This window comes from Streptomyces sp. NPDC090106 (genome assembly GCF_044747265.1).
Taxonomy (GTDB): Bacteria; Actinomycetota; Actinomycetes; order Streptomycetales; family Streptomycetaceae; genus Streptomyces.
The window spans coordinates 98,271-111,328 of record NZ_JBIVDS010000001.1; the positions used below are offsets into that span (position 1 = coordinate 98,271).

The 13,058-nt window shown below is 74.1% G+C and carries 11 protein-coding genes and 1 pseudogene; 11 read left to right on the plus strand and 1 reads right to left on the minus strand.

Translation table 11 applies throughout. The features are described 5' to 3' along the window. Positions 1-3 precede the first annotated feature (3 nt). Genes ACIPSE_RS00450 through ACIPSE_RS00465 form a run of 4 tightly spaced genes read left to right on the plus strand, consistent with a single transcriptional unit; the run spans position 4 to position 2,555 of the window. Positions 4-909 carry a hypothetical protein gene (locus ACIPSE_RS00450; protein WP_401657606.1) on the plus strand — a complete coding sequence of 302 codons (906 nt, stop codon included), beginning with the start codon at positions 4-6 and terminating at the stop codon, positions 907-909. Further along, positions 906-1,115 carry a Trm112 family protein gene (locus tag ACIPSE_RS00455; RefSeq protein WP_401655783.1) on the plus strand — a complete coding sequence of 70 codons (210 nt, stop codon included), beginning with the start codon at positions 906-908 and terminating at the stop codon, positions 1,113-1,115. The genes ACIPSE_RS00450 and ACIPSE_RS00455 overlap by 4 nt, the downstream gene beginning before the upstream one ends. Then, on the plus strand, positions 1,112-1,975 hold the full coding sequence (locus ACIPSE_RS00460; RefSeq protein ID WP_401655786.1) for an FkbM family methyltransferase: 864 nt from the start codon (positions 1,112-1,114) through the stop codon (positions 1,973-1,975). The genes ACIPSE_RS00455 and ACIPSE_RS00460 overlap by 4 nt, the downstream gene beginning before the upstream one ends. Next, positions 1,941-2,555 (plus strand): hypothetical protein, encoded by a 615-nt coding sequence (locus ACIPSE_RS00465; protein WP_401657608.1) that lies wholly within the window; start codon positions 1,941-1,943, stop codon positions 2,553-2,555. The genes ACIPSE_RS00460 and ACIPSE_RS00465 overlap by 35 nt, the downstream gene beginning before the upstream one ends. On the opposite strand, the gene ACIPSE_RS00470 is transcribed toward ACIPSE_RS00465, so the two are convergent. Continuing rightward, a complete protein-coding gene (locus ACIPSE_RS00470; protein WP_401655788.1) occupies positions 2,546-3,424 on the minus strand; it encodes a RimK family alpha-L-glutamate ligase in 879 nt (292 codons plus the stop codon). The two genes, ACIPSE_RS00465 and ACIPSE_RS00470, sit on opposite strands and share 10 nt — an antisense overlap. A gap of 151 nt (positions 3,425-3,575) precedes the next feature. On the opposite strand from ACIPSE_RS00470, the gene ACIPSE_RS00475 reads away from it, so the two are divergent. From ACIPSE_RS00475 to ACIPSE_RS00505, 7 genes and pseudogenes are all read left to right on the plus strand, one after another. Further along, positions 3,576-4,598: a MerR family transcriptional regulator gene (locus ACIPSE_RS00475; RefSeq protein WP_401655790.1), complete on the plus strand. Its 1,023-nt coding sequence runs from the start codon at positions 3,576-3,578 to the stop codon at positions 4,596-4,598. Further along, positions 4,586-4,778, plus strand: a pseudogene (locus tag ACIPSE_RS00480) (hypothetical protein); the annotation flags it as partial. The gene ACIPSE_RS00475 and the pseudogene ACIPSE_RS00480, both read left to right, overlap by 13 nt. Positions 4,779-4,814: 36 nt before the next feature. Continuing rightward, positions 4,815-6,284 carry an acyl-CoA synthetase gene (locus ACIPSE_RS00485; RefSeq protein ID WP_401655792.1) on the plus strand — a complete coding sequence of 490 codons (1,470 nt, stop codon included), beginning with the start codon at positions 4,815-4,817 and terminating at the stop codon, positions 6,282-6,284. Further along, on the plus strand, positions 6,277-7,605 hold the full coding sequence (locus ACIPSE_RS00490; protein WP_401655794.1) for a carboxyl transferase domain-containing protein: 1,329 nt from the start codon (positions 6,277-6,279) through the stop codon (positions 7,603-7,605). The genes ACIPSE_RS00485 and ACIPSE_RS00490 overlap by 8 nt, the downstream gene beginning before the upstream one ends. Before the next feature lie 236 nt (positions 7,606-7,841). After that, positions 7,842-8,885 carry a rod shape-determining protein gene (locus ACIPSE_RS00495; protein ID WP_401655796.1) on the plus strand — a complete coding sequence of 348 codons (1,044 nt, stop codon included), beginning with the start codon at positions 7,842-7,844 and terminating at the stop codon, positions 8,883-8,885. Between the two features lie 41 nt (positions 8,886-8,926). Beyond that, positions 8,927-10,354, plus strand: a complete 1,428-nt coding sequence (locus ACIPSE_RS00500; protein ID WP_401655798.1) for a GAF domain-containing sensor histidine kinase — start codon at positions 8,927-8,929, stop codon at positions 10,352-10,354. A gap of 222 nt (positions 10,355-10,576) precedes the next feature. Beyond that, entirely contained in the window at positions 10,577-12,976 is a 2,400-nt protein-coding gene (locus ACIPSE_RS00505) for a M4 family metallopeptidase (RefSeq protein ID WP_401655800.1), read from the plus strand. Positions 12,977-13,058: the final 82 nt, after the last annotated feature.

Consider the following 13,058-nt stretch of genomic DNA (forward strand, 5'->3'; position numbering starts at 1 on the left):
GGAGTGGCCGCGGCCCTGCTGGCGAACACGCTGTACAGCGTCGGTTTCGTCCTGGAGAAGAGGGCGCTGGGCTCCCTGCCGGCGGTGTCGGTCCGGGAGCCCGCGCGGCTGCTGCGGCTGGTGCTGGGCAGCCCGCTGTGGATCGGCGGATCGGTGGCGCTGGCCGCCGGGTTCGCGGCGCAGCTGGTGGTGTACCGGACGCTGCCCATCGCCGCCGCGCAGGGCATCTTCGTCTCCGGCCTGGTGCTGCTGGTGCTGCTGTCGGCGCGGCTGCTGGGCGAGGAGACGAGTGGGCGCGAGCGGTACGCGCTCGGGGCGATCCTCGGGGCGCTGCTGATGGTCGTCCTGTCGCTGGACGAGCGCACGGACACGGTCAGCCGGTCGGCGCCCTACCAGTTGATCCTGCTGATCTGCGTGCCCTCGCTCGCGTTCGGCGTGTGGCTGTACGGCTCGGCCGAGCGCCGGTCCCGTCACCGGCACCGGCTGCCGACGACCGGCGTCGAGTACGGGGTGGCGGTGGGGCTGCTGTACGGGGTCAGCTCGCTGGCGATCAAAGGGGTGTCGAGCCGGCTGACGTCCGGCGGACCCGGCGCGGCGGTGATGGACGTGCTGCGCTCGCCGTACCCGTATCTCCTGCTGTTCACCGGGGCGTTCGGGCTCGTCATGTCGCAGGCGGCGCTCCAGCGGTGCCGGGCCTCGCTGATCGTGCCGGTGTGCACGACGGTGACCTGTCTGTTCACGGCGGTGCTGGGGACGCTGTCGTTCGGTGAGGCGCTGCCGCACGATCCGGTGCGGCTCGCGCTGCGTCTGGCGGGGACCGCGCTCGCGGTGTCCGTGCTGCTGTCCATGCCCAAACACGACCGTCCCGCCCGATCCGCCGTTCCGGCCGAGGAGTTGACCCCACCGTGAAACCCGACGACCCGCTGCTCCGGATCCTCGCCTGCCCGCTCGACAAGGGGCCGCTGCGTCTGATCGACCCGGGCGAGGCGCTCTACAACCCGCGGCTGCGCCGCCGTTACCCGATCACCGACGGCATCCCGCAGCTGCTGCCGTCGTCCGGGGAGCAGGTCTCCGACGACGAGCACGAGGAACTCCTCCGGCGGATGGTGCCATGACGCTGGCCGCGCGCGTCGCCCCCGTGCTGCCCACCCGGCTGGTGGCCGCCCTCGCCCGGGCCGTGTACCCGCGGTTCGAGCCGGAGCTGGCCCGGCTGGACGAGCTGTGTCCGGCCGGGTGCGGGACCGCCGTGGACGTGGGCGGCTGGTACGGGCCGTGGACGCGGCGGCTGTCGCGGCGGGCCCGCCGGGTGGTGACCGTGGAGCCGGTGCCCCATCTGGCCCGGCTGCTCGCGGCGACGGCCCCGGCCAACGTGCGGGTGGTGCAGGCCGCGGCGGCCGAGGGCCCGGGCACGGCCCGCCTCTGGCTGCCCCCGGACGACGCGGGCGACCGGGGTGTCTCCTCGCTGCTGCGCCGCGACATCCACGACCGGGCGCTGCACGTCGGCTGTGTCGCCCTGGACGAACTGGGCCTGCGGGACGTGGGGTTCATGAAGATCGACGTGGACGGCGGCGAGCTGGCGGTGCTGCGCGGCGCGACGGCGATCCTGGCCCGCGACCGCCCGGCCCTGTTCATCGAGCTGGAGTCCCGCATCCGGCCGGTCGCCCCGGTGGTGACGTATCTGGAGGTCCTCGGGTACGCGGGCTGGGTGCTGCCCGGCCGCACCTGGGTGCGGTTGTCGGACTTCCCGCTCCGGGCCCATCAGGAGGCCGCGTCGTACGTGGTGCGCCAGGGGCTGCTGCGCCGGGTGCTGCCGTTCCGGGGGCCGCGCTACGTCAACTCCGTCCTGTTCCTCCCGGACGGCCGACGCCCGCGGGCACGGCGGCGCGGCGACCCTGAGGAGCGCCGTGAAGGGCGCCGTGAAGGACGCCACGGCGGGCACCATGGGGGGCATGCCTCCCGCGAAGCCTCCCGCTAGGCCCCTCACCCCGCTCGACTTCCAGCTGGTGCTGCTGCGCCGCATGGCCGACCACAACCCGGACCTGGTCGAGGACGCCCGCCACGCGCTGGGCGTCTCCCTCGCGGACATGCGCGAGGCGAACAAGCGGTGGCAGGCGATGCTCCGCTCGCCGCGCGCCCGGCCCGCCGCCTCCCGCTACCGTTCGGTGCTCGGCGCCCCGGAGCGGGTGGTCACCCGCACGGTGGGCGACATGGAGTGCGAGGCGTGGCTGTTCCCGGTCCCCCTGTGGCCGGATCTCCGCTTCGAGGTGCTGCTGGCCCCGGGCGGCACGTCGGTGTGGAACGAGTGGCTGGTCAGGGCACCGGGAGCGGCCGGGCCCGAGCCGCGCACGCTCGACGACCTCACGCCCTGGTCGTGCACGGTCGACGAGGTGGCCCGCGCGTTCGCCCCGGCCCGCCCCCTGGAGGGCACGGCGCCGACCCGCTGGGGCCTGGCCTTCACCGCGCCGGACCGGGACGGCGTGCCGCGGGAGTGCGCGGCGGAGTTCACCTGGGGGCTGCTGCAACGCCTCGGCGTGCAGGACGGCCCTCAGGCGTGACCGGACGCCGCGTCCAGCACCGCGGCGACGACCCGGGGCAGCGACTCGGGGTGCAGGAACAGGAAGAGGTTCGGTTCGACGAGCTCCAGCTCCATCACCCGGGGCTTCCCGTCCTGACCGTCGACGAGGTCGACGCGCGCGTACAGCACCTCCGCCCCGTCCGGCACGGCCGCCAACGCCCGTTCGGCGACTTCGAGTTCGGCTTCCGTGGGCTGCCACCGCTCCAGGCCCGGGTGGGCGACCTTGTCGGCGTCGAAGGCGGTGCCGGGCGCGAGGACGGCCCGCTTGCGGCTGGCGTGCAGCAGACTCCCGCCGAAGAACTGCAACGCCCGCTCCCCGCCCGTGTCGATGCCCCGCATGTACGGCTGGACCATCGCGGTCAGCCCTTCGGCGTGCATCCGCCGCACCTGCGCCACGGCGGTCCCGTGCTGCCCGGGCGTGTACCGGGCGGCGTACCGGGCACCGGCGCCCGAGGTCGGCTTGACGACGTACTCGTGCTCCCGGGGCAGGTCGACGGGGTCGCCGGGGGCGAGGTACCGGGTGGGGACGGTCGGCACCCCGGCGTCCGCGAGCTGTCCGACGTACCGCTTGTCGGTGTTCCAGCGCACGACCTCGGCCGGGTTGGCGAGCCGGGTGGCCTTCGCGCACCGCTCCGCCCAGGCCGTGAACTCGGCGGCCCGCCAGCTGTAGTCCCAGGTGGAGCGGATCAGGACGAGGTCGTAGGAGCCCCAGTCGGCGTCCGGGTCGTCCCAGGGGACGGCGTCCGCCTCGGCACCGGCGTCCCGGAGCGCCTGGCGGAGCACCGGCAGGTCACGGTCCTTGGAGGGCTCGGGCCGGGGGTCGTAGGTGGCGAGGGCGACTCGGGGCACGGGCGGGGTCCCTTCCGGTACGGCCGGTACTGCGGATCACCGGCAGGCTAACCGGGCCGGCCGCAACCACGGCAACCCGTTTGACCTTCCCCCTCGGTGAAGCCCCAGCATCGGGGGCGGAACGCGCGGGGCCGGAGGGACGGGAACACGCATGCTGACGATCGGGGCCTTCGCGAAGGCCTGCCGCCTGACCCCCAAGGCACTGCGGCTGTACGACGACCTCGACCTGCTGCGCCCCGCGCGGGTCGACCCGGAGACGGGCTACCGCTACTACACGCCCGACCAGTTGCCGCGGGCCCGGCTGGTGGCGTGGCTGCGCCGGGTGGGGATGCCGCTCGCCCGGATCCGCGAGGTGTGCGCGCTGGGGCCCGGGGCCGCGGCGGCGGAGATCCGCGCGTACTGGGAGCGGGTGGAGGCGGAGACGGCCGAGCGCCGCGATCTCGCCGGGTTCCTGGTGGCCCATCTGGCCTCGGCGGACACCGCGCCCGCCCCCGGGCTGCGGCTGCGCTGCGCCGCCGCCTCCGACCGGGGCCGTGTGCGTGCGGAGAACCAGGACACCGCGTACGCGGGCCCCGGCCTGCTGGCGGTGGCCGACGGTTACGGACCCGAGGGCGAGCGGGCCAGCGGCGCCGCGGTCGACGCGCTGCGGCACCTGGAGCCGGGCCTGGCGGCGGCGGGCGACGTCCTGACGGTGCTGGAGGAGGCGACCGAGGCGGTGCGCGGTGTGCCCGGCACCGGTACGACGCTGACCGCCCTGATCCGCACGGACGCGGGCGCGCTGGCCCTGGTCCACATCGGCGACTCCCGGGCCTATCTCCTGCGCGCGGGCGGCCTGTTCCGCATCACCCAGGACCACACCCTCGTGCAGTCCCTGGTCGACGCGGGCCGGCTGACCCCGGAGGAGGCCGCGACACACCCGCAGCGCGCCCTGCTCCTCAAGGCGCTGGGCACCGCGCCTCCCGACCTCCGCTTCCACGAGCCGGTGCCGGGCGACCGCTATCTGCTGTGCACGGACGGTCTCACGACCGCCGTCCCCGAGTCCCGGCTGCGCGAGATCCTCACCACGGCCGCCACCCCCGAGGACGCCGTCCACGCCCTGATCACGACGACGAACACCGCGGGCGCCCCGGACAACGTGTGCTGCGCGGTGGCGGACGTGCTTGCGGTGTCCTGACGTACGTCGGTGTCCTGGACGAGATGGGCACGATCGACTGGGCGGGCGAGGGCGTCGGCCGCCGCGCCGGACGTCGACCGTGAGCGCTTCTTCCGGCCGTTGATGCTCTACGGGAGCATCGTGGTGGCCGTGGTGGCCGTGGTGGTGTGGTGGGTGACGGTCGTACCCGGCATGGGGTAGGACCGACAGACGACGAAAGACCAGGAGTTGTCCGGCATGACCAGCGAGACCTCTCTCTTCCCGGCCCTCAGGGGCACCGACGCGGACCGTCCCGCCCTGCGGTTCGGCGACCGCGCGCTCACCTACGCGGAACTCGCCGCCCGCACCGCCGCCCTGGCGGCCCGGCTGGCCGGGCACGCCCGGGTGGCCGTGTGGGCCACCGCGGAGCTGGAGACGGCGGTGGCGGTGACGGCGGTGCTGGAAGCCGGCGTGGCCGCCGTACCGCTCAACCCGAAGTCGGGCCAGAAGGAGCTCGGGCACATCCTGAACGACAGCGCGCCGACGCTGGTGCTCGCGGCACCGGGTGCCGAGCTGCCCCCGCCGCTGGCGGATCTGCCCCGGCTCGACGTGGAGACGGACAGGGCCGTGGACGCGGCGGCCACGGCACCGGCCCCGGAGCCCCGGGTCTCGGCCGAGGACCCCGCGCTCGTCGTCTACACCTCGGGCACGACCGGCCCGCCCAAGGGCGCGGTGCTCCCCCGCCGGGCGATCACCTCGACCCTGGACGCGCTGGCCGACGCCTGGGAGTGGACCGGGGACGACGTCCTCGTGCACGGGCTGCCCCTCTTCCATGTGCACGGGCTGGTCCTCGGCACCCTGGGCCCGTTGCGGCGCGGCGGCTCGGTGCGCCATCTGGGCCGCTTCTCCACCGAGGGCGTGGCGCGGGAGCTGACCTCGGGCGCGACCATGCTCTTCGGCGTGCCGACGATGTACCACCGCGTCGCGGGCGCCCTCGCCGACGACCCCGGGCTGGTGCGTGCCCTGTCCGGGGCGCGGCTGCTGGTCTCCGGCTCGGCCGCGCTGCCCGTCCACGACCACGAGCGGATCACCGCCGCGACCGGCCGCCGGGTCGTCGAGCGGTACGGCATGACGGAGACCCTCATGAACACGAGTGTCCGCGCGGACGGCGAGGCGAGGGCCGGAACGGTCGGAGTGCCGCTGCCGGGCGTGGAGCTGAGGCTGGTGGAGGAGGACGGTTCGGCGATCCCCGGCCACGACGGGGAGACGGTCGGCGAGATCCAGGTGCGCGGGCCGAACCTGTTCACCGAGTACCTCAACCGGCCTGACGCGACGGCCGCCGCGTTCACCTCCGACGGCTGGTTCCGCACCGGTGACATGGCGGTGCGGGAGTCCGACGGTTATGTGCGGATCGTCGGCCGCAAGGCCACCGACCTGATCAAGAGCGGCGGTTACAAGATCGGGGCGGGTGAGATCGAGAACGCGCTGCTGGAGCACCCGGCGGTCCGGGAGGCGGCCGTGACCGGCGAACCGGACGCGGACCTCGGGGAACGGGTCGTGGCCTGGATCGTCCCGGCGGACCCCCAGTCCCCGCCGTCCGCGGCCGAGTTGGCCGACCACGTGGCCGCGCGCCTCGCCCCGCACAAACGACCGCGGGTCGTCCACTGGCTCGACGTCCTCCCCCGCAACGACATGGGCAAGATCATGAAGCGGGCGCTGCGTGCCTGACCGCCCGCGACGCCGGCCGGCCCGCGAGATCCTGGGCCTGCTGACGGACGACTTCGAGGAGCTCCCCTCCCCGTCCACGGTCCTGCCCCCGGACGGCCCTCTCGGCTGGGAGGGGTACGACGCCGCGCGCGCCCGGGCGAGGGAACGCACGGGCGAGGAGGAGTCGGCGGTCTGCGGCACGGGGCACGTCCAGGGCGCCCCGGCGGTGCTGATCGCCTTCGAGTTCGGCTTCCTGGGCGGCTCGCTGGGCGTGCGCACCGGCGACCGGCTGGCGGCGGCGTACACATACGCCCGCGAACACCGGCTGCCCGTGGTCCCGTTGATCGCGACGGGCGGCAGCCGGATGCAGGAGGGCATGCTCGCCCTGACCCAGCTCCAACGCGTGGCACGCCAGTCGGCGCTCACCCGGGAGGCGGGCCTGCCCCAGGTCGCCGTCCTGCGCGACCCGACGACCGGCGGCGGCTGGGCCACCCTCGGTGCCGGCGCCGACATCGCCCTCGCCCTGCCCGGCGCCCAGATCGGCTTCGCCGGCTCCCGGGTCCGCCCGCCGGACACCGACCCGACGGCGTACACGGCGGAGTCCCAGCTGGCGGCGGGAGCGGTGGACGCGATCGTCGCCCCCGAGGAGCTGCGCGGGACCCTGGGCGACTGGCTCCGCCTGCTGACGGGGGGCACGGCGACCCCGGCCCCGCCCCCCGGCCCGCTGGGCGCGACCGGCCTCCCCGCCACCGGCTGGGACGCCGTGCGGCGCGCCCGGGCACCCGAACGGCCGCGCGCCGCCGCCTACCTGGACGCCTACTTCGAGCACCGGCTGCCCCTCTCCGGCGACCGCTGCGGTGGCGTCGACCCCGGCATGCTGTGCGGGTTCGGTACACGCGACGGCCGGACGATCGCGTACGCCGCGCAGACCGGGACGGCGACCCGTCCGGCGGGCTACCGCACGGCGACGCGGCTCGTCCGGCTCGCGGACCGGCTGGGCGTCCCCGTGCTCACCCTCGTGGACACCCCCGGCGCCGCGAACGACGCGGAGGCGGAGCGCGCGGGCGCGGGCGCGGCGATCGCCGAGCTGTTCATGACGGTCGCCACCGCCCGCACCCCGGTCACCACCCTGCTGATCGGCGAGGGCGGCTCGGGCGGCGCGCTCGCCCTGGCCGCCCCCGGCGCCACGTACGCGACCCCCGACAGCTACTTCTCCGTCATCGCCCCGGAGCTCGCGGCGGCCATCCTGAAGCGCCCCCCGGAGCGGACCGAGGCGACGGCGGACCAGCTCCGCATCCGCCCGCAGGACCTGGCGGAGCTGGGGGTGATCCGGCTCCGCTGAGGTGGGGAACGGGATCGGGAGAGCCCGTGCGGGCACCTCGCGCGGGCGGCGCCCCGCACACCGCCCACCCGACATTTACCCAACCCTTACATCGGACATAAGCCGCAAAAACCCCCATTCAGCCGCTCCCCACCCGGCCCCCTCCAAGCGGCGCGCCCCTCCCGCCCCGCCCACGATGCCAATGAGGCCCGCCGCCCGGCGCGCCCCACGGTCAGTGCTCTCGGGAGGACCCTGCCATGACCGCCAGTGCCAGTCTGGAGCAGCTGCGCCGCTGCCACTTCGCCGTCGACCTGGGCGCGGCGCGGACGCGGGTGTACGTGAAGGGCGCCGGGCTCGTCGTGGACCAGCCGTCGGTCGCCGCGATGAACACCCGGACCGGCGCGCTGATCGCGGTGGGCGAGTTCGCGGAGCGGATGACGGGCCGCACCCCCGACTACATCCGGGTCGTGCGCCCCGTGTCCGGCGGGACCGTCGTGGACATCGAGATGGCCCAGCGCATGCTGCGGCACCTGCTCGGCGACAAGATCCGCCGCTCGCTGCGCCGCAAGCCGATCCTGCGCGCCGCCGCCTGCACCCCGCACGACGCGGACCCCCTCGCGCAGCGCGCCTGCATCGAGACGCTGGTCGGTCTCGGCGCCCGCCGGGTGGAGCTGGTCGACACGCTGATCGCCGCCGCCGTGGGCTGCGGACTGCCCGTCGAGCGCCCCGAGGCGACGATGATCCTGGTCTGCGGCGCCGCGGCGACCCAGATCGCCGTGCTCTCCCTCGGCTCGATCGTCACCGCCCAGCGCATCCCGGTGGGTGGCGAGGCCGTGGACCACGCGATCGTGCAGCACCTGCGCCACCAGCACGAGCTGATGCTGCCCAGCCAGTCGGTACGGCCGCTCCAGCTCGCCCTGTCGGGCAACGGCCTGACCGCACAGGGCCCGACCTCCACCGAGATCCACGGCCGGGACGTGGCGACCGGCCTGGCCCGCTCGGTCCAGGTCGACACCGCCGCCGTGCGCGACGCGATCCAGACGCCGCTGACCGCCGTGCTCGACGGCATCGGCAAGGTGCTGCGGGACTGCCCGCCGGACCTGGTCGCCGACCTCGCCGACCGGGGCATCATGATGGTCGGCGGCAGCGCGCTGCTCCCCGGCTTCGACCAGATGCTGCGTCAGGCGACCGGCATGCCGGTGCACATCGCCGAGCGGCCCGAGGTGTGCGCGGTGGAGGGCCTGGGCGCGATGCTGGAGGGCCGGATCGAGCCCATCGCCCTGGCGCCCCTGACCGACTGACCGGCGCCCGCCGCCCCCACCCGCCGAATCCGCAGCCGCCCGTGCCGAGGGATCCGCTCCCGCCCCTGCTGGAGGCCGTCCTGAGCGTCGGCACCGACCTCGAACTGCGCACCACGCTCCAGCACATCGTGGACGCCGCCGCCGAGCTGACCGGCGCCCGGCACGCCGCCCTCGGCACGACCGACCCGGGGCAGGACGGACTCATCGAGCTCCGCACCCCGGGCGCCGTGCCGCCCGCCTCGGCGGCCACGCTCACCGTGCCGATCACGGTCCAGGACGAGGACTTCGGCACCCTGCACCTCGCCGACAAGGAGCCGGGCGCCCTGTTCACCCCCGAGGACGAGCAGCTCCTGCACGTCCTCGCCGCCCAGGCCGGGATCGCCATCGGCAACGCCCGGCTGTACGAGGCGGCCCGTCAGCGCGAGCGCTGGATCGAGGGCGCCGCGGCCGTCACCACGGCCCTGCTCAGCGACGTCTGCGCCGAGGACGCCCTGGCCACCGTCGCCGAACGCGCCCGCATCCTCGCCGACGCCCGCGCCGGGGTCATCCTCCAGCCGACCGACGAGGGCGGCATGGAGATCGTGACCGCCTCGACGTACGACGACCCCGGCGACATCGTCGGCGCCACGATCGCCCCCGGCAGCCCGGTCCTCGTGCAACTCCTCGGCGGTGAGCCGGTGTTCATCGACGACTCGGCGACCGACCCGCGGATGACGACCCATGTGCGCCACCGCTTCGGCCCGAGCATGATGCTCCCTCTCCAGGCGGAGGGCCGGCTCATCGGCACCCTGGCCCTGCCCCGCCGCCGCGGCGACCGCCCCTACACCTCCGTGGAACGGCTCCTGGCCACGCAGTTCGCCTCCCAGGCCGCGCTGGCCCTCGTCCTCGCCGACGCCCGGCACCACCGCGAGCGCCTCGCCGTCTTCGAGGACCGCGACCGCATCGCCCGCGACCTGCACGACCTGGTCGTCCAGCGGCTGTTCGCCACCGGGATGATGCTGGAGAGCGCCGAGCGCCGCAGCGGGTCCGCCGACACCGCCGCCGTCACCGCGACCCTGGGCCGGGCCGTCGACGAACTCCAGTCGACGATCCAGGAGGTCCGTACGACGATCTTCGCCCTCCAGCAGCCTCCGGCGGACGCCCCGACGACGTTCCGCGGCAAGGTGCTGCGGGAGACGGCGGGCGCGGCGGCCGTCCTCGGCTTCGCGCCCTCCACGCAGTTCACCGGCGCGGTGGAGTCCCGTGTCCCCGACGAGACCGCCGGCCACCTCCTGACGGCGCTGCGGCGGGCCCTCGCCACCGCCTCCCGCCGCCCCGGCGTGACCCGCATCGAGGTGGCGGTGGACGCGACGGCGACCCTGCCGGACGGCCGGGCCGGTGTCCGCCTGACGGTGCGCGACGACGGTGACGGCGGCGCCCGCGGCACGGCCGAGACCTGGCAGGCGCCCCTGCCTGGGGGACCCGCGTAGAGGGTTAACCCTCGAATGCCTCCCGGCACCCCTCGAACACCCGCACAGCAATGACATGCCTACGTCAAAGCTGCCATCCTGCCTGCACGTCCCACCCCCCACGTCCTACCCCCCACTCACGGTCACCCGCACCGCACTGCTCAGCGCACCCGGGCAGCACACCCCGTCTGCCCGTTCCGGCACCGGCCGCCCACAGCGGCGACCGTCGCAGTAGGAGCAAGAGTGAGACGAACCCCCCGACAGGCGACCGCGGCGGGAGCCCTGGCCGCGACCGCCGCCCTGCTGGCACTCGGCGTGCAGTCGGTCCCCGCGACCGCGGCACCCGCCTCCCCCCACCCCTCCCCCGTGCGCTCCGGCGGCCTCCAGGCCGATCTCACTCCGGCCCAGCGCACCGCGCTCATCAGGACCCAGACGCAGAAGACCGGCGCGACCGCCGACACCCTGGGCCTGGGCGCCAAGGAGAAGCTGGTCGTCAAGGACGTCGTCAAGGACAACGACGGCACCCTGCACACCCGTTACGAGCGCACCTACGCCGGCCTGCCGGTCCTCGGCGGCGACCTCGTCGTGCACACGCCCCCGGCCTCGCTGGCCGCCGGCACCGTCAGCACGACCTTCAACAACAACCGCCGCACCGTCTCGGTCAAGTCGACGACCGCGACCTTCACCAAGTCCTCCGCGCAGGCGAAGGCGCTGAAGACCGCGAAGGCCCTCGACGCCGAGTCGCCCGCCGCGCAGAGCGCCCGCAAGGTCGTCTGGGCCGGCGAGGGCACCCCGAAGCTTGCCTGGGAGACGGTGGTCTCCGGGTTCCAGGACGACGGCACGCCCAGCAGGCTGCACGTCATCAACGACGCCACGACCGGCGCCGAGCTCTCCCGGTTCGAGGACGTCAAGACCGGCACCGGCAACAGCCAGTACAGCGGCACCGTCACCATCGGGACGTATCTGTCCGGCTCGACGTACCAGCTGTACGACACCTCGCGCGGCGGGCACAAGACGTACACGCTGAGCAACGGCACGTCCGGCACCGGCACCCTGATGACCGACACGGACGACACCTGGGGCACCGGCTCCGGCTCCAACACCCAGACCGCGGGCGTCGACGCGCACTTCGGCGCCCAGACCACCTGGGACTTCTACAAGAACACCTTCGGCCGCAGCGGCATCAAGAACGACGGCGTCGCCGCCTACAGCCGCGTCCACTACAGCACGGCGTACGTCAACGCCTTCTGGGACGACGACTGCTTCTGCATGACCTACGGCGACGGCACCAGCTCCACCCACGCGCTGACCTCGCTCGACGTGGCCGGACACGAGATGTCCCACGGCGTCACCTCCAACACCGCGAACCTCAACTACACCGGTGAGTCCGGCGGGTTGAACGAGGCGACCTCCGACATCTTCGGCACCGGTGTGGAGTTCTACGCCAACAACTCCACCGACGTCGGCGACTACCTCATCGGCGAGAAGATCGACATCAACGGCGACGGCACGCCGCTGCGTTACATGGACGAGCCCGACAAGGACGGCTCGTCGGCCGACAGTTGGTACTCCGGGATCGGCAACCTCGACGTGCACTACTCGTCGGGTCCGGCGAACCACATGTTCTACCTGCTCAGTGAGGGCAGCGGCTCCAAGACCATCAACGGGGTCACCTACAACAGCCCGACCTCCGACGGTGTCGCCGTCGCCGGCATCGGCCGGGCCGCGGCCCTGCAGATCTGGTACAAGGCGCTGACGACGTACATGACGTCCAGCACCAACTACGCCGGTGCCCGCACCGCCGCCCTCAGCGCCGCCTCCGCGCTGTACGGCTCCAGCTCCGTCCAGTACGCCGGGGTCGGCAACGCCTTCGCCGGCATCAACGTCGGCAGCCACATCACCGTGCCCACGACCGGCGTCACCGTCACCAACCCGGGCAGCCAGTCCAGCACGGTCGGCACCGCCGCGAGCCTCCAGATCAGCGCCAGCTCCACCAACAGCGGCACCCTGACCTACGCCGCGACCGGTCTGCCCACCGGCCTGTCGATCAGCAGCTCGACCGGCCTGATCTCCGGCACGCCGACCACCGCCGGGACGTACAGCACGACCGTCACGGTCACCGACAGCGCCAGTGCGACCGGCACCGCGTCCTTCACCTGGACCGTCAGCTCCACCGGCGGCGGCAGCTGCACCTCCACCCAGCTCCTGGCCAACCAGGGCTTCGAGTCGGGCAGCACCTCCTGGACCGCCACCAGCGGGGTCATCACCAGCTCCAGCAGCCAGGCGGCCCGCACCGGCTCCTACAAGGCGTGGCTGGACGGCTACGGCTCGACCCACACCGACACGCTGTCCCAGTCGGTGACCATCCCGAGCGGCTGCACGGGCACCACCTTCACCTTCTACCTGCACATCGACACGGCCGAGACCACCACCAGCACCCAGTACGACAAGCTGACGGTCACCGCCGGATCCACCACCCTGGCCACGTACTCCAACCTCAACGCGGCCTCCGGGTACGTCCAGAAGTCCTTCAGCCTCGGCTCCTACGCGGGCTCGACGGTGGCGCTGAAGTTCACCGGCGTCGAGGACTCCTCGCTCCAGACCAGCTTCGTCATCGACGACACAGCCGTCACGACCAGCTGACCGCACGGCACCGACGACCGGACGCCCCCTTCCTCTCCCCCATGGCGGAGGAAGGGGGCGTCCGTCGTCCCGCACGGCAGGG